At 35.1% G+C, this 15,954-nt stretch carries 15 protein-coding genes and 1 other annotated feature (1 of these 16 only partly in view); of the genes, 3 read left to right on the forward strand and 12 right to left on the reverse strand.

Going from position 1 to position 15,954, the window contains the following annotated elements; genetic code table 11:
* Positions 1-6 precede the first annotated feature (6 nt).
* Positions 7-750: a tyrosine-protein phosphatase gene (locus ACKVQX_RS08540; protein ID WP_285215003.1), complete on the reverse strand. Its 744-nt coding sequence runs from the start codon at positions 748-750 to the stop codon at positions 7-9.
* A gap of 385 nt (positions 751-1,135) precedes the next feature.
* On the opposite strand from ACKVQX_RS08540, the gene ACKVQX_RS08545 reads away from it, so the two are divergent.
* Entirely contained in the window at positions 1,136-2,173 is a 1,038-nt protein-coding gene (locus ACKVQX_RS08545) for a PTS transporter subunit IIC (RefSeq protein WP_409136200.1), read from the forward strand.
* Positions 2,174-2,299: 126 nt separating this feature from the next.
* Here ACKVQX_RS08545 and ACKVQX_RS08550 read toward each other — a convergent pair whose 3' ends face one another.
* The 4 genes from ACKVQX_RS08550 to ACKVQX_RS08565 form a co-directional block, all read right to left on the reverse strand.
* The gene (locus ACKVQX_RS08550; protein WP_068453372.1) at positions 2,300-3,148 is read right to left on the reverse strand and encodes a MurR/RpiR family transcriptional regulator; all 849 of its coding nucleotides are present in this window, start codon (positions 3,146-3,148) and stop codon (positions 2,300-2,302) included.
* 169 nt (positions 3,149-3,317) lie between these two features.
* Positions 3,318-4,373 (reverse strand): MupG family TIM beta-alpha barrel fold protein, encoded by a 1,056-nt coding sequence (locus ACKVQX_RS08555; RefSeq protein ID WP_409136201.1) that lies wholly within the window; start codon positions 4,371-4,373, stop codon positions 3,318-3,320.
* 69 nt (positions 4,374-4,442) lie between these two features.
* A complete protein-coding gene (locus tag ACKVQX_RS08560; RefSeq protein ID WP_285215005.1) occupies positions 4,443-6,137 on the reverse strand; it encodes an EAL domain-containing protein in 1,695 nt (564 codons plus the stop codon).
* 169 nt (positions 6,138-6,306) lie between these two features.
* Positions 6,307-7,251, reverse strand: coding sequence for a tyrosine recombinase XerC (locus ACKVQX_RS08565; protein ID WP_368634116.1), 945 nt, complete (start codon positions 7,249-7,251; stop codon positions 6,307-6,309).
* A gap of 920 nt (positions 7,252-8,171) precedes the next feature.
* Between ACKVQX_RS08565 and ACKVQX_RS08570 the strand changes: the two genes are divergently transcribed.
* Positions 8,172-8,558, forward strand: a complete 387-nt coding sequence (locus tag ACKVQX_RS08570; protein ID WP_082701412.1) for a DUF485 domain-containing protein — start codon at positions 8,172-8,174, stop codon at positions 8,556-8,558.
* An 8-nt stretch (positions 8,559-8,566) separates the two neighbouring features.
* A complete protein-coding gene (locus ACKVQX_RS08575; RefSeq protein WP_068457356.1) occupies positions 8,567-10,111 on the forward strand; it encodes a cation acetate symporter in 1,545 nt (514 codons plus the stop codon).
* Between the two features lie 328 nt (positions 10,112-10,439).
* Here the strand turns inward: ACKVQX_RS08575 and ACKVQX_RS08580 are convergent, their stop codons facing one another.
* From ACKVQX_RS08580 to trpD, 7 genes are all read right to left on the reverse strand, one after another.
* Positions 10,440-10,640, reverse strand: coding sequence for a cold-shock protein (locus ACKVQX_RS08580; protein ID WP_068453366.1), 201 nt, complete (start codon positions 10,638-10,640; stop codon positions 10,440-10,442).
* A 188-nt stretch (positions 10,641-10,828) separates the two neighbouring features.
* Complete coding sequence (locus tag ACKVQX_RS08585) at positions 10,829-11,305, reverse strand: GNAT family N-acetyltransferase (RefSeq protein ID WP_068453364.1); 477 nt, start codon at positions 11,303-11,305, stop codon at positions 10,829-10,831.
* Between the two features lie 58 nt (positions 11,306-11,363).
* The gene (gene trpA / locus ACKVQX_RS08590) at positions 11,364-12,149 is read right to left on the reverse strand and encodes a tryptophan synthase subunit alpha (RefSeq protein ID WP_068453362.1); all 786 of its coding nucleotides are present in this window, start codon (positions 12,147-12,149) and stop codon (positions 11,364-11,366) included.
* Entirely contained in the window at positions 12,142-13,341 is a 1,200-nt protein-coding gene (trpB, locus tag ACKVQX_RS08595) for a tryptophan synthase subunit beta (protein ID WP_068453360.1), read from the reverse strand. Before trpB ends, trpA begins: the two co-directional genes overlap by 8 nt.
* A complete protein-coding gene (locus ACKVQX_RS08600; RefSeq protein ID WP_368634117.1) occupies positions 13,342-13,959 on the reverse strand; it encodes a phosphoribosylanthranilate isomerase in 618 nt (205 codons plus the stop codon).
* Positions 13,959-14,741 (reverse strand): indole-3-glycerol phosphate synthase TrpC, encoded by a 783-nt coding sequence (gene trpC / locus ACKVQX_RS08605; protein WP_409136202.1) that lies wholly within the window; start codon positions 14,739-14,741, stop codon positions 13,959-13,961. The genes ACKVQX_RS08600 and trpC overlap by 1 nt, the downstream gene beginning before the upstream one ends.
* The gene (gene trpD / locus ACKVQX_RS08610) at positions 14,738-15,763 is read right to left on the reverse strand and encodes an anthranilate phosphoribosyltransferase (protein WP_325943083.1); all 1,026 of its coding nucleotides are present in this window, start codon (positions 15,761-15,763) and stop codon (positions 14,738-14,740) included. The genes trpC and trpD overlap by 4 nt, the downstream gene beginning before the upstream one ends.
* Positions 15,764-15,838: 75 nt before the next feature.
* Positions 15,839-15,954: a binding site (T-box leader), on the reverse strand (it continues 102 nt past the right edge of the window).

Consider the following 15,954-nt stretch of genomic DNA (forward strand, 5'->3'; position numbering starts at 1 on the left):
CCTCCATTATTCTAAATAAAAATCTTGAATTGCTTTTCTCTCTGTTTTGTCTATTTGAAACTGTTTTAAAAAGAAATTTTCAATTGTATCAAATTCATTTAAAATTTCATCATATGCAACTAATAGGAAGTCACCATTTACATAATTCATATCCGTTTCTAATTTTTGGCCCTGTAGATTTCGAATCATTACTTTTAACCATTCAGGCATTTGTTCGATAGCATTCTTCTGGCGCTCCAAAAAAGTTTGGACAATTGTTTTCAATGGTACATCCAATAGTAGATAGAGCAGAAATACACCTATTCCTGTACGATCTCTACCTAACATACAATGTTGAAGTAAAGGAACTTGTTTCAGTCGGATTACTTCAATTAAAGGCCGGTATGAATTATTTTTTGCAAGATGTTCACGATAAATACGCATACGATTTTGTGCTTCAAAATAATGGGTACTCGCTTCATAATCTTGTAAAAGTTCTGTAAGCGTGAGTGTAGGCATGGATACATGTGAATGAATTGTATGAACTCCTTGGATTTTTAAAGAAGGTTTTTCATTTTGTTCATACTCATTACGATAATCAATAATGGTTTTGATGCCTAATACTTCTTTTAAGTAATAAATATCTTGAACCGTTGCGTTACTAATATCGCCACTTTGAAATAGAAGCCCCTTTTTCACGTTACGACCATCCGAACTTTTTAGTCCACCTAAATCATGAAAATTATAAATCCCCTCAAATTGATATGTCATATTATCACCTACTTTTATAGTTCAATCCATGTATAAACACTAATTTTATATACCCCAAAATCATTATTGTAAATAAAAAAACTTGCAATCTCTTAATGATTTTAGGTCTTTGTAAAAGACGTGCATCATATCCCTTATTATTGATTGAAAAATTGACACAAATGGACTGTATAGCCTTTTAGTTTACATAATAAATTTATTTTATTTATATATTACAAAAATACTTTTCTTTTTTTCATACCAAAATCTCTCTTAAAAGACTTAAATATCTATTCCATTCTATAAATATAGAATTTTCTGATATTTCAGTATTGACTGAAATATATAGACAATATAAACTAAATTTACTTTAAAAGAACAGTTTGCTTCGAAAGGGTTTGAGCGTATGAAAGATTTTTTTAATAAGTTACTAACAGGAATGAGCTTAGGTATTGTCGTTTGTTTAATTCCTAATGCGTTGGTGGGGGAGATTCTGAAACTGATGATTCAACACTTCCCTACGATTGCACCGTTTTTACAAACCATTTTAAATGTCACATTAATTGCGATGAGTTTACTACCGGTCGTTATTGGTGTCATGATCGGGATCCAATTTAAACTCACACCGATTCAAATGACGAGTGTTGGACTAGCAACAATGGTAGGTTCAGGTGTCATCACATTTAGCGAAACAGGTATGACGATTGCTGGTATTGGTGTTGTCATTAACATCGGAATTACAGCTGGTTTAGCCGTTGTATTTGTGCAATTTTTAGGGAATAAATTAAAAGATTATACATTATTACTAATGCCTGCTCTATCATTGTTTATTCCAGGTCTAATCGGTTTATTTATCTTACCTTATGTAAAGTCTGGAGCAGATGTTGTCGGACTTGGTATTGCGACATTAACAAATCTTCAACCTGTTTTAATGGGCATGTTAATTGCGATGATTTTCTCTATTTTAATCATCTCACCTATTTCAACAATTGGTGTAGCTACAGTTATTATGTTAAGTGGTGTAAGTGCTGGAGCAGCTAATCTAGGTGTCTGTGCATCCGGTGTAGGTATGGCGATTGCTTCTTATCGTGCTAATAATTTTGGTACAGCATTAGCACACGTTGCATCTGCCAAAATTCAAATGCGTAACTTCTTTATGAAACCTAAAATTGCTTCACCGACTATACTAACAGCAGCCATTCTTGGTGCGTTAGCGGGTGTTTTCAATATTACAGGTGATCCCTATTCTGCTGGTTTTGGATTAGCTGGCTTCGTTGGTCCCCTTAAATATTTATCCATTGAACAATGGAGTACGACGAGTATGTTTTTAGCAGCTACACTGTTCATTATTTTACCGATTGTGTTAAACCTTTTATTCATTCGTTTGTTTGAACGAAAAGTGAAGTGGATTGCGCCAGAAGATTATAAAGTAACTTATGAATAAAATAAAACAAAGAAAAAGTCGTCCAATGGTGCGACTTTTCTTTATTTTCATTCAAACAATTTACATAATATAATTATTTATTAATATAAAAAGAATTACAAAACTGCAATTCTTTTCACATCTGATTTAATCAAAGTGATGATGTATAATTTGCTTAGTTTGATGTAACATATCCGCATGTGTTTCATAATTATCGATAAAATAATGATAATACAATAAATTTACAATATACTGTTGAGCAATAATTGATGTAATCGCAGCAGTACGAATAATATCGATACCTTCTATTTGACTATGGACTAAAACAACCGTCGATTTGGAAGCTAAACGACTTGAAGGGTTGGATACAATACTAATTAGTGGAATGCCTAATTCATTACACACTGTAGCCAATGTATTTGTTTCTTTTCTTTCTCCTGAATTCGAAATGAAAATTCCTACCTTTTTCTTCGGCTTAGCAGTTAGTGCTGTCGCAATCAAATGTGCATCCTCTGTGTGAAGTACGGATTTTCCAAGTCGAATAAATTTTTGAGCTATATCTTGTGCGATAAGATTAGAAGAACCTACGCCATAGACGACAAGTTCATCAGCATTCTTTAATAACTTCGTACAAGATTCAATGATATGATCATCCATTAATTGTTCTGTTTCATTTAGCGCTGCAGTCATACGAAGATTCAATTGGTGTTTAATTTGCTTAAGTGAATCGGTCGCTTTAATCTCTTGTTGTACTTGATTCCCATGTGAATTTTCTGCAGATAACATAATTTTTAAATCAGGAAACCCTTTTGCCCCAACTGATTTACAAAATCGTGTAATCGTCGCATTACTTACTCCTGCTCGTTTTGCTAATTCTTGCGTTGATAAATAAATGACTTCTTGTGAATGAGCTATTACATAGTGCGCAACAGCTTGTTCTGCTTCGGATAGTGTAGATAATTTAAATTGTATTTGAAAAATTAAGTTATTTGACATCTCAAAAGTCCCCCTTACAAAACTGCTCGTTTTACATGATTTTTAACTTTTCTGCATAAATCAGTAAATGTAAATCTCCAGTAATATGTATACATAATCCTATTATATAGGACAAAGTATGTCCTTGTGTAATGAAATTAATTTTACTCTAATGTGAAAAAAGAAACTCTTACGTAAAAGAGATTCCTTTTCTTATAGGCGTATTCATTTCTTCTAGCTTAATTTTCTGATTACATGGGCAAATTGACAATAAAGGCTGGTCCTCTTTTCGAATTTTTCCGATTGTAAAGATATGCTCATTCTTTGGTAAATCTACTTTAACTAGATGTACTTCCCCAGCATACGAACCCATACCTAGCATATTCATCGTAATATCTCCCACTTTTCTCCCTCTAGATCTACCAAACAGAACATTTTCGGAAAAATAAGAGCGACTCTCTTGTAAACGAATAACGTCTCTTGGAAGATCAGGACGTGTATGAAAGGTGAATTGATGAATCGGGTTATGCAATACATAAGAAGTCATGTACAGCGTGATATAATTCGAATGAATCCAATCTGTAAACTGTCTAGTTGCTTCTTCTGATACATCATCATCACTAATGATAATCGTTTGAATCCCTTGTTGTATTAACTCGATTGCATGCGCGAATACAGAGCTTGTACGATGTTTTTCGAGCGTTGGCGCATTGTTTAAGGTTGTAGAGATGTCGCTCATTAGAAACGCGCCTAGAGGGATATTTTCACGCTGTATCAACTGATTCTGTTGTTGAAAGAATGTATCATCTAATCCCGTAAATGGTTGTTCATATCGATCATGCCAAGCTTCTATATTCAAACCTTTAAAATTTTGAAAACAATCTATATTTAGCGTACTCGCATTTAAAATAATCCGATAATTCAAAGCGAGTTCTTTCACTTCATCTTTTGAAAAACTTTCATCTACGATAAGTGCTTGAATCGATAACTTCGCCAGTTCCGGTAACAATGATTTTGTTTGTTTTATTATCTGTACAACGAGTTGTAAGTCATGTTGTTTTGAAAAACGTGCAAGTTGTTGAAGATGTGTCATTGCTACAGGGAGCGTATCTGATGGAACTACAAGCGATGTATAAATCAGTTGAAAACCCACTTTTTGCATTTTTTGAATTTTAGATAGAGAGGGTTGCTGTGTTAAAGATACTGAGAAACCAAATATGTATCGAACCTCCTTTTTTTCATACATACCAAGAAAGACTTCTTCATAAACATAAAAAGCAATTCATCGCTACTAAAAGGATGAATTGCTTTTTTATTAAATAAGTAGTGCTTCAATTTCTTTGGCTGGAAGTGGTTTTGAGAATAAATAACCTTGTAGATAATCACAATTTGATTTTTCAATAATGCTTTGTTCCATAACCGTTTCAATACCTTCAGCTACCACCTTCATATTAAAGATTTTGGCTAATCCTATAATGGCACGAATCATATTTTCCTCATTCGTATTTTCATGGATACCACGTATAAAGTCACGATCAATCTTCAATGTATCAATCGGAAATGTTTTTAAATAACTTAATGAAGAATAGCCCTTTCCAAAATCATCTAGCGCAATTGTTACCCCAAGTTTTTTTAATTCACTAAATGTTTTTGTTAAAATGTCGCTACTATGCATTAAAGAATTTTCCGTAATTTCAATTTCGATTAATGTAGGATTACAGTTATTTTTCTTTAGAATATACTCTAATGTATCGACGAATTTTTTCTCTTTTAAGTGTAATGGCGAAATATTAATGGCGATTTTTATTGGTTCTGGCAAGGTCTTTTGCCATAATACAGCCTGTCTACAAGCTGTCTCAATTACAAATTCATCAATTGCTGTTGAAAGTCCTAATTGCTCAGCGAAATGAATAAATAATTCGGGAGAAACCCAACCAAAATCTTCATCATACCATCTAATCAATGCTTCTACATCTACAATCTTTTTTGTATGTACATGGTACTTTGGTTGGTAGTAAAGTAAGAAGTCTTGATTACGAATGGCATTACGTAATTTTTTTTCAAATAAAATATGATCCTGAAACTTTGTATTCATGGCTGTTTGATATTCTACATAGTAATTCCCCTTACGCTCTTTTGCATTCATGAGTGCAATGTCCGCTGTACGAATCACTTCATCAAATGATGCAACTTCAAGGACAGAATAACGAACGCCAATACTAACCGAACTATAAAATTCAAAGCGGTCTACTTCAAATAAATCATTAAAGCGGAATAGAATCGCATTAATTAAACGAAGTGCGTCTTTATTTTTACACATCACGACAAATTGATCGCTACCATAATGATAAACTTGTCCATATATATTCACAATTTCTGTAAGAATCGAAGCGACATTTACTAAGAATAAATCGCCAATATGATGACCAAAGCTTTCGTTAATAATCTTAAAACGATTAATACCGATTAGTAAGAAGGCATAACCTTCTTTACGCTTTGAATTTTTCATCATTTGTTCGTAAGTCATACGTAATTTCCGGCGATTTTGTAGTCCTGTTAGTTCATCATGGTAAGCTAAATGCTCATAATGTTGTGCATTCTTTTGTTCTGTAATATTTGTGCGAATCGAGATATATTGATAAGGTTTACCCTTTTCATTTAAAAAAGGGACAATGGTCGTCTGTACCCAATAAAGCGCCCCATCTTTTGCGCGATTACAAATCTCACCTTTCCATACCTTACCGTTACCGATTGTTCGCCACATTTCTTTAAAGAATGTTTTAGAATGATAGCCGGAGTTGACAATTTTATGGTCTTGTCCAATCAATTCAGAAGCTGAATACTTCGAAATTTCGCAAAAGGGTTTGTTGACAGAAATAATTTTCCCTTGCGCATTTGTAATCGCAACAATGACGGATTGATCAATGGCTGCTATGATATCAGCCATTACTGACTGATCAAATTGTGCATTGTCTAATAGTTCTAAAGTAGCGTTCATTGAAACATCCATCTGCAACCCTCCCCTAAGTGACGTATAATCGAACCTATTTTACCATAAAATTACGTATAAGTGCTCATTTCACATTTAATTTTTAGGAAATAAAATATTTATTTATATTTATTAAATAAATAGACCCGCAACTTTTTACTTATTTTTTACAAATAGTGGTTTTTAATTTTTATTTCTTATTCAAAGGATGTTCAGTCATGACACGCTGAATTTCTTTATTTTCAACATGTGTGTAAATCTGGGTTGTTGAAATATTCGAATGACCTAAAATTTGTTGTAAACTTCGAATGTCTGCTCCTGATTTATAAAGGAGTGTGGCCGATGTATGGCGCAATTTATGCGGCGTGAGTTTCTTTTTTTCAAGACCAGAATCTTGATTAATCTTTCGAACGAGGTTTGAAATGGCTTGTCTTGTTAAACGCGTCCCTTTTTGTGATAAAAATAACGCCTGTTGTTCTCCTCTTACTTGTAAATAGCGTGAGCGAATCTTCATATAAGAAGAAAGAGCTTCTAAACATTGCTCATTCAAATATAAGTTACGTTCTTTATCCCCTTTCCCTCGTACTGTTAGAATATCATCGTGTACGGAATCCACATCTAAAGCGCATAACTCGCTCACACGTATTCCTAAATTCAAAAAGAAAGTCATCATGCAATAATCACGTTCAGGGTGTCTCGAGTGTTCTACGCCCTCTAAAAACTGATGTGATTCTGTAATATTCATATAAACAGGTTGTTTTTTGCTCAACTTAGGTGCTTCTAATTCATCTGCTGGGTTTTGCGTAATTAAACGTTTTTTCGATTTTAAATAGTTGAAGAATGATTTAAGTGTTGCTACTTTGCGCGAACGCGAAGCAGCTCCGTTCCCCCGTTTCACTTCACAATACTCTAAAAACAGATAGAGATCTTCTAAGGTTAATTGTTGCAAATCTTCTATTGTAAAAAGATTCAAATCTACTTCATTCATTTTATCTAAACCTAAATCATGTGAGATTGCAATTTGAAATCGTAAAAATAATCGCAAATCATATTCATATTCTTTTCTTGTTCTTTGAGACTTTCCTTTAATTGCTGTTAAATATACTAAAAAGTCGCGTACATATTTCGGAAGCATTCTTCCACCTCTTTTACTAAATTCTAGTCTATTATATCATTAAAAAACTTTCCCAAATATACATTTGGGAAAGTTTTTGTGTTTTAAAGCTCTTTCAACCTGTTTTTTCCATAAAATGGTGCGTTAAATACAGTAAATCTATCGAATCTAATTGAACCCTGTTTTACTTATATGTGATGTTTTTCACATAGTGATTTACTTTTTCTAAGACTACTATTTAATTTAGCAAGTAGTATTTACCTTTCATTTAACGAATGATTAGTAATTCGTTAAATGAATCATACTCCTAAAAAGTATACATAAAGAGTAACTCTATTATATAAAGTTATGTTTAAAAGTAATTCACGCAACTTCATTTGAATATTCAGATAAATTATTTCAGAAGATAATGATTTCGAAATTAACATATATGGTAATAAATGTTTTATAAAAAATAGATAAAGGGTATGTAAAAAGAAAACAATTTTTCTGTTTACATCTATCGATTTAAAAAGTTACTTTTCCTTTAATTAGTAAATAAATCAAAAAAGTATCATTTATTGTTTTCATTCTTTTATGCCTTTTACAATAAATAAAATGCGTTCATTCGATTTTTTTATGCTTAGAACTATAAAAATCTCGTTAAAAACAATTTTTCCTCTGATTTTTTTCGTTTTTGATACAAAACAGGGGGTGATTGAAAAACTGTCATAAAACAGCTAAAATTCGCTTTTTCGACTAACAGACATCATAAAAACATCATATATTTTGAGATATTTTACTCTTTAAATAGAATTTTGAGTACCTATTAAAGAAAATTTTTAATTTTTTAAAGAAAAAAGTGTTGCATTTTAAAGCGCTTTCAAATAATATTAACTCAGAGCTAGGAAATAATTACCTTGCTCGCAAAAAAAAACTATATAAAAAGGAGGCATACTTTTATGGATCAAAACTTAAACGGTTCTGATGTTCTAAATGCAAAAGCAACATCAACTGAAGTTGATAAAGCAGTTGAGTTAACAGAGCAAGAGTATGTGAAAATTTCAGAAAGCTCAGAATATCATGCGCTTGTGAAAAAGAAAAACAAATTCCTTGTTCCAATGACGATTTTCTTCTTAGCATTTTACTTCACGTTACCATTACTAACTTCGTTCACAAAAGTATTACACGCAAAAGCAATTGGAGATATCACTTGGGTATGGATTTTTGCTTTAGCACAGTTCATAATGGTTTGGGCATTTGCCATGATTTATGTGAAAAAAGCAAACGCATTCGATAAAGACGCAGCAGTTATTATCGAAAAGGCTAAGGATGGTGGATACAAATGACGGGTGGCATGAGTGGAATTGGTATCGCGTTTTTCGTCGGTATCGTAGGGATTACATTACTTGTAACATACTTTGCTTCTAAAAATACAAATTCAGCACAAGATTTCTATACAGCTGGTGGTGGATTAACAGGTTGGCAAAACGGGATCGCAATCGCTGGTGACTACCTATCAGCTGCTTCATTCTTAGGTATCGCAGGTGCAATCGCTTTAACAGGTTTCGACGGTTTCTTCTATTCATTAGGTTACTTAGTAGCTTATCTAGTTGTACTTTATATCGTAGCTGAACCTTTACGTAACTTAGGTAAATATACTTTAGCGGATATGATTACAGCTCGTTTCAACCAAAAGAAAATTCGCGGAACTGCAGCAGTAAGTTCAATCGTTATCGTTTTATTCTACATGATTGCACAATTAGTAGGTGCAGGCGCTCTTATCCAATTATTATTAGGTATCGATTACAAATTTGCTGTATTAATCGTAGGTGTAATGATGACAATCTACGTATTATGGGGCGGTATGGGTGCCACTTCTTGGGTACAAATTATTAAAGCCGTTCTATTAATGTTAGGTACTGTTATTATCTCGGTATTAGTTCTGATGAAGTTCAACTTCAATATCTTAGAAATGTTCTCTTATGTAAAAACACATCAACCACATGGTGAAGCATACTTAAATGCAGGTGTAAAATATACAAATGGTATTGACACAATGTCAATGATGATCGCACTTGTACTTGGTACAGCAGGTCTTCCACATATTTTAATGCGTTTCTTCACTGTAAAAGATGCAAAAACTGCACGTAGCTCAGTTGTTACAGCAACTTGGATTGTAGGTATCTTCTATATCTTAACAATCTTCTTAGGTTTCGGTGCTGCAGCATTCGTAGGTACTGATGCAATCTTAGCTGCTAACCCAGCTGGTAACATGGCCGCACCACTGTTAGCTGAAGTATTAGGTGGCGACATTCTCATGTCCTTCATCTGTGCGGTAGCGTTCGCAACAATCTTAGCCGTAGTAGCGGGTCTTGTATTATCAGGGGCTTCTGCATTCGGACATGATATTTATGGTCAGATCATTAAAAAAGGTAAAGTAACTGAAAGACAACAAATGTTAGCTGCTCGTTGGGCTTCATTAGGCGTATCAGCATTCTCAATCCTTTTAGCACTTGGTGCACAATCATTAAACGTAGCATTCTTAGTATCACTTGCATTCTGTATCGCCGCTTCTGCGAACTTACCAGTAATTATTTACACAATTTACTACAAAAAGTTCAACACAACAGGTGCGATGGCAGCAATGTTAACAGGTTTAATCACTGCATTAATTCTTGTAGCAGTAAGTCCGAATATCTGGAGTCCTGAAGGTACTGCAATTCTTACAGGAACACCTTTATTCCCTCTTACTAACCCAGCAATCGTATCAGTTCCACTTGGTTTCTTAGCAGGTTGGATTGGTTCATTAGTTGGCGCGAAAGCAGACGCGAAGAAATATGCTGAAGTTGAAGTACGTGCAAACACTGGTATCGGTTCTTCTGGTTCAGTTGATCACTAATTCAACACAAAAAGGAATCTCCTCGGGGGTTCCTTTTTTTAATATATGAAAATGATTTATCTACCATACACAGGATTACTAATTGGTTACATCAATGAAACGTATAATGATGCCCTACCGAACATGATCTTTACTCCTATTACAAGCAAGAAACAAAACCCTCTTGATCTTACTTCAACTACTAAAATGAGCTGGTGAATATACAACCGTACTTCACTTAAAGGTCTATAATGATTATGTTTGATTATTGTGTAGCATTTTAATAAAAGAAAACACAAAAAAAGGAAACTGCCGAGGCAATTTCCTTTTTGATCGTAACTCGTTAAAATTAAAGTTTTACGATGTTTACTGCTTGTGGTCCGCGTTGGCCGTCTTCGATTTCGAATTCAACTTTTTGACCTTCGTCTAAAGATTTGAAACCTTCGCCTTGGATTGCTGAGAAGTGAGCGAATACGTCAGAACCGCCTTCAACTTCGATGAAACCGAAACCTTTTTCTGCGTTAAACCATTTTACTGTACCTTGTGTCATTTAAATGACCTCCAATTAAGTTATTAATACATAAGCTTTTAAAAAACAAAAAATTCACATATTACAAAAAGTACCGAACAAACACGATTACTCTTTGTAATATGCGAATTCATTTCTAATAAGAACTATTTGATTAACCTTAGTATATAACACTTATTACGGTTTGTAAAGCATTTACTGAAAGTTATTTAGTTCAAGGATTTTTCTAATAACCATTCATCTTGAATTGCAATTTGATCAGTAGAAAATAATGGAATAGTCGGTTTGATCAAACTTGCACGCTTAACCGCATCTAATCGAATCTCTGTCACGCGATACCCTCTCTTTTGATAAAAGCGAATGGCATGTAAATTATCATTTGTTGTAATGAGCGAAACCTTTTGAAGCTGATGTGTTTTAGCTACTTCTTCTACTCGATTTAATAGAGCACTTCCAATCCCCTTACCTTCGTAAATACAGTCTAATGAAATTATTTCTACCTCCTGTTGCTTTATTCTATAAGTTACAAGCCCAATGATTTCTTCTTCATCCATCACATAGAATCCTTCTAATTGATCACAGTGATAGACACCAGTTGAAACAACCATCTCACTACTTCCCCAGTGCGTAATGAAAAACTGTTTAACTGTTTGACGAATTTCATCATGTATTATTCTTATTTGCATATTTCTAAGCTCCTTTAGATAGAAAAAGAACCGCATGACTGCGATTCTCTCCTTTTATCTATGAATTTGTTTCGACTGGTTCTTTTTGAAAGAATTGCTCAATTGTATCATAATCTTTACGGTGCAGTGCGTCAACAATCGCACTTCCTACAATCACACCATCAATTCCTTCACTCATTTTCTCTGCTGTTTGTCGATTCGAAATGCCGAACCCTGCAAGGACAGGTAAAGATACCGACGATTTAATCTCTTTTAGGTGTTGCATAACATGATCTTGGAAATCTCTTTGTTCCCCTGTCGTTCCATTGACAGTTACCGCATAAATAAATCCTTCTGCTGCTTCTGCAATTTCTTGAATACGCATTTTAGAACTTGTTAATGATACAAGCTGTACAAGTGCGATATCCGTTCCTTCTAAGAATGGCTGAATTAAGTCGCGTTCTTCCAGTGGCATATCAGGAATGATTAATCCTTTTACATTCGCTTTTGTAGCTGCCTTCACAAAATCTTGTAAACCGAAATGAACAAGCGGATTTAAATAAGTCATCAAAATAAGTGGTGTTTGCACATCTTCTTTTATTTCTTCTAGCATCGCTAAAATAGCATGTAAATTCGTTCCTTCTGCTAAAGCACGCAATCCTGCTTTTTCGATAACAGGCCCATCTGCAACAGGGTCCGAAAAAGGAATCCCTACTTCAATAGCAGTTGCCCCCAGTTGTTGTAGATAGCGAATCGTTTCTTTTGTGTGCGTTAGTCCCCCGTCTCCTGCCATAATGTAAGGAATGAATGCTTTTTCACCTTGTTCATTTTTTTGTTCAATTACTTGCTGTAATGTTTTAGTCATGTACTTGTCCTCCTAATGCATCACGTACTTGTGCAACATCTTTATCGCCACGGCCTGATAAGCAAATCACCATGATTTCATCTTTTGTCATCTCTTTCGCTAACTTACTTGCAAAAGAAATCGCATGCGATGTTTCTAAAGCAGGAATAATTCCTTCGATTTTCGATAATAGTTTAAAACCTTCTAATGCGTCTTCATCTGTAGCAGATTTATACTCAACGCGTCCAATATCGTGTAAATAACAATGCTCTGGTCCAACACCTGGATAATCTAATCCAGCTGAAATTGAGATTGCTTCTTGTACCATCCCATGATCATCTTGTAGTAAATACATATAAGAGCCGTGTAAGACACCTTCTTTTAAATCGGCAAATGCAGCTGCGTGTTCCCCAGTTGGAATACCATGACCTGCAGCTTCTACACCATATAAGCGAACACCTTCATCTTCTACAAAAGGTGTGAACATACCAATCGCATTACTTCCCCCACCAACACATGCGACAACTGCGTCTGGTAGGCGTTGTTCTTTTTCTAAAATTTGACGGCGTGTTTCGTCACCAATAATACGCTGAAAATCGCGTACAATCGTTGGGAAAGGATGTGGTCCTAGTGCCGAGCCTAAAATATAATGTGTGTTTTCCACATTTGTCACCCAGTAGCGCATCGCCTCGTTACATGCATCTTTTAATGTAGCAGAACCTGAATCAACTGGTTGAACGGTCGCACCAAGTAACTCCATACGGAATACATTTAGTTCTTGTCTTTTGACATCTTCTCGTCCCATGAAGATTACACATTCCATATCGAACAATGCACAAACCGTAGCAGTCGCCACACCATGTTGTCCAGCACCTGTTTCGGCTACAACTTTTTTCTTCCCCATACGTTTTGCGAGTAAGACTTGCCCTAGTGCATTATTGATTTTATGTGCGCCGGTATGATTTAAGTCTTCGCGCTTAAAGTAGATTTTTGGTCCACCTAGATGTTCTGATAATCGCTTTGCAAAATAAAGTGGATTTTCACGACCTACATAGTTGTGTAAGTAATCTTGTAGTTCTTCTTGGAAGCTCGGGTCTTGTTTTGCTTCTTCATATGCTTGTTCTAATTCATTTAAAGCTGTCATTAATGTTTCGGGTACAAATTGACCACCGAATTTACCAAAACGCCCTTTTTTCTCTGTTGTTGTTACCATTTATACCACTCCGTTTCTTGTTTGATTCATAAATGCGCGCATACGCATTTCATCTTTTTGTCCGTCTATTTCAACACCACTTGATACATCAATTCCGTAAGGTTCTACTTGTTCAATCGCACGCCCTACATTCTCAGGGGTTAATCCACCTGCTAGGATGATGTTTTGTCGATTGATTTTCGTATTTTCTAATAATGTCCAATCAAACGTATTACCACTACCACCTTCATATTCAATGCCAGGTGCATCGAATAGATAGTAATCGACGTTATATTGTGCTGCTTTTTGTATATCTTCTTTTGTTCGAACTGAAATGGCTTTAATAGTCGTATATGGTTTTAAAGCCTCAACGACTTGCTGGGATTCTTGACCATGTAATTGAATCACGTCTAGTGGCACTTCTTTTGCAATGTGTAACATATTCTCCACTGTTTCATTGACGAATACCCCTACTTTTTGAATGGGTTCAGGAATCGACTGCGCTAAAACTTTTGCTTGTTCAACGGTTACTTGTCGTTTACTCTTCGCGAATACAAATCCGATATAATCCACTTGTTCTTCAACAGCTACTTGAATATGCTCTTTTTTCGTTAATCCACAAATTTTTACGCGTACCATTAGTAGACACCTTCTTTTTGAACTTGAAAACTTCGAAGTGTGGCTTCAACATCTTCTGCGCGCATCAATGTTTCACCAACTAGGATGGCATCTGCACCGTCGTTTGACACAAGTTCTGCATCAGCAATAGTTTGAATACCACTTTCGCTAATAAATACATGTTGATCCATTTCATTACGTGCTGCGGCAATCGTTTTTGTATGTGCTAAGTCCACTTCAAATGTTTTTAAATTCCGATTATTAACCCCGATTATTTTCGCACCAATTCTTTTAGCAATTGTATATTCTTCTAGGTCATGCACTTCGACCAACACTTCTAGTTGTAGCGACTCTGCATAATCATGTAGTTCTTTTAATCGCTTTTCATGAAGGGCAGCCACAATAAGTAGAATAATGGATGCGCCTGCTGTTCTTGCATCTTCAATTTGTACCTCATGTAAGATGAAGTCTTTTCGTAGAACAGGTATTGTGATTTCATTTGCGACAGCTTCTAAATCAGCTAACGAACCTTTGAAAAATTGTTCATCTGTTAGTACCGAGATGCATGCTGCTCCCGCACGCTCATATTTTTTCGCTTGTTCAATAGGATTAATATTCGATTGAATCATTCCTTTAGAAGGTGATGCTCTTTTAATTTCTGCAATAACTTGTAAATGAGGTGTTTGAAGTAGTTGGTTATATAAAGAATAGACCGGTTTATCTGTTTCTACTTTCTTTTCCTCACGTAATCGCTTTTGAATTTCGATTTCTTTTTGTTGTAAGATTTTATCTAAAATCGTCATTTCGTCATCTCCAGTCGTTGATGATACTGTCGAACTGCTTGTAATTTTTCATAGGCCTTTCCTTGTTCAATCGCTTGGTTCGCACGATGAATACCTTCTTGAATTGTCTGTACTTTACCAGCTGCATATAAACCAAGACCCGCATTAAAAAGTACTGCATCATAATAAGCATTTTTTTTACCAAGTAATAATTGTTCTAATATTCTGGCATTTTCAGCTGGCGTACCACCTTTAATTGCTTCTAGTGGATACTCAGGTAAACCCAGTTCCTGTGCAGTAATTGTAAATGAAATAATCTCGCCATCATCGAGTAAGGCACATGTCGTTTCGCCGCAAAGTGAGGCTTCATCCATTCCTTGTTCACCACTAACGACTAATGCACGTTTTCTTCCTAACTTCTTTAAAACTTCTGCATAGGGAATGACAAAATCAGGACGATTAATGCCTGTTAGTTGATACGTTAAATCAACAGGATTCACAAGAGGACCCACTAGATTAAAAATTGTTGGTGTTCCTAATTGTTGGCGAATTTGTCCAATCCGCTTTAATTTTGGGTGCGCAGCAGGTGCGAAAATAAAAGCTAATTTCTCTTGTTTTAATAAAGGACTTACTTTTGATAAGTCCATTGTAGCTGGAATCCCTAGTTCTTCTAACAAGTCTGTACTGCCAGAAGCACTCGATACTTTTCGATTACCATGTTTTGCGACTGGAACGTCACAAGCAGCTAAGACAAAAGCGGCTGTTGTACTGATATTAAAACTTTTTAAACCATCGCCACCCGTTCCACAGTTATCTAAATAAGCTAGTGACTGTACACCTTGAACTTCATTTGCATGTTCTTTCATCGTTTTAGCGAGAGCAGCGAGTTCTTGTGCTGTCTCTCCTTTTTTAGCTAGTGCTACTAAAAACGACATAATCTCTTGTTCGGGTGTTTGTTCATCTAACATCTTATGTGCTGCGATCGTCATTTCTTGATTCGTTAAGTGTTGTCTTTGTTCCACTTTTTCAATGAATGCTTTCATACACTTCTCCACTCTCCTCAACTCAACTTTACTTTTGAAAGAAATAAAAAAAGTCCCCATGAAGGAAAAAACCTTCATGAGGACGATATTATTCGCGGTGCCACCTCAATTTCAGATTGCTAAACAATCTGATCTCGACATCCGTAACGAGGATGATTCGTTATCTACTACTACAAATTGGTTCATAGATA

The organism is Kurthia sp. ISK08 (genome assembly GCF_046159805.1).
GTDB lineage: Bacteria > Bacillota > Bacilli > Bacillales_A > Planococcaceae > Kurthia > Kurthia gibsonii.

Coding starts and splice junctions, on each gene's coding strand:
- ACKVQX_RS08575 (WP_068457356.1), top strand. CDS start 8,567: ATGAGTGGAATTGGTATCGCGTTTTTCGTCGGTATCGTAGGGATTACA.
- ACKVQX_RS08550 (WP_068453372.1), bottom strand. CDS start 3,148: ATGTCAAATAACTTAATTTTTCAAATACAATTTAAATTATCTACACTA.
- ACKVQX_RS08580 (WP_068453366.1), bottom strand. CDS start 10,640: ATGACACAAGGTACAGTAAAATGGTTTAACGCAGAAAAAGGTTTCGGT.
- trpA (WP_068453362.1), bottom strand. CDS start 12,149: ATGACTAAAACATTACAGCAAGTAATTGAACAAAAAAATGAACAAGGT.
- ACKVQX_RS08545 (WP_409136200.1), top strand. CDS start 1,136: ATGAAAGATTTTTTTAATAAGTTACTAACAGGAATGAGCTTAGGTATT.
- ACKVQX_RS08540 (WP_285215003.1), bottom strand. CDS start 750: ATGACATATCAATTTGAGGGGATTTATAATTTTCATGATTTAGGTGGA.
- ACKVQX_RS08600 (WP_368634117.1), bottom strand. CDS start 13,959: ATGGTACGCGTAAAAATTTGTGGATTAACGAAAAAAGAGCATATTCAA.
- ACKVQX_RS08570 (WP_082701412.1), top strand. CDS start 8,172: ATGGATCAAAACTTAAACGGTTCTGATGTTCTAAATGCAAAAGCAACA.
- trpB (WP_068453360.1), bottom strand. CDS start 13,341: ATGGTAACAACAACAGAGAAAAAAGGGCGTTTTGGTAAATTCGGTGGT.
- ACKVQX_RS08555 (WP_409136201.1), bottom strand. CDS start 4,373: ATGTATGAAAAAAAGGAGGTTCGATACATATTTGGTTTCTCAGTATCT.
- ACKVQX_RS08560 (WP_285215005.1), bottom strand. CDS start 6,137: ATGGATGTTTCAATGAACGCTACTTTAGAACTATTAGACAATGCACAA.
- trpD (WP_325943083.1), bottom strand. CDS start 15,763: ATGAAAGCATTCATTGAAAAAGTGGAACAAAGACAACACTTAACGAAT.
- ACKVQX_RS08585 (WP_068453364.1), bottom strand. CDS start 11,305: ATGCAAATAAGAATAATACATGATGAAATTCGTCAAACAGTTAAACAG.
- trpC (WP_409136202.1), bottom strand. CDS start 14,741: ATGACGATTTTAGATAAAATCTTACAACAAAAAGAAATCGAAATTCAA.
- ACKVQX_RS08565 (WP_368634116.1), bottom strand. CDS start 7,251: ATGCTTCCGAAATATGTACGCGACTTTTTAGTATATTTAACAGCAATT.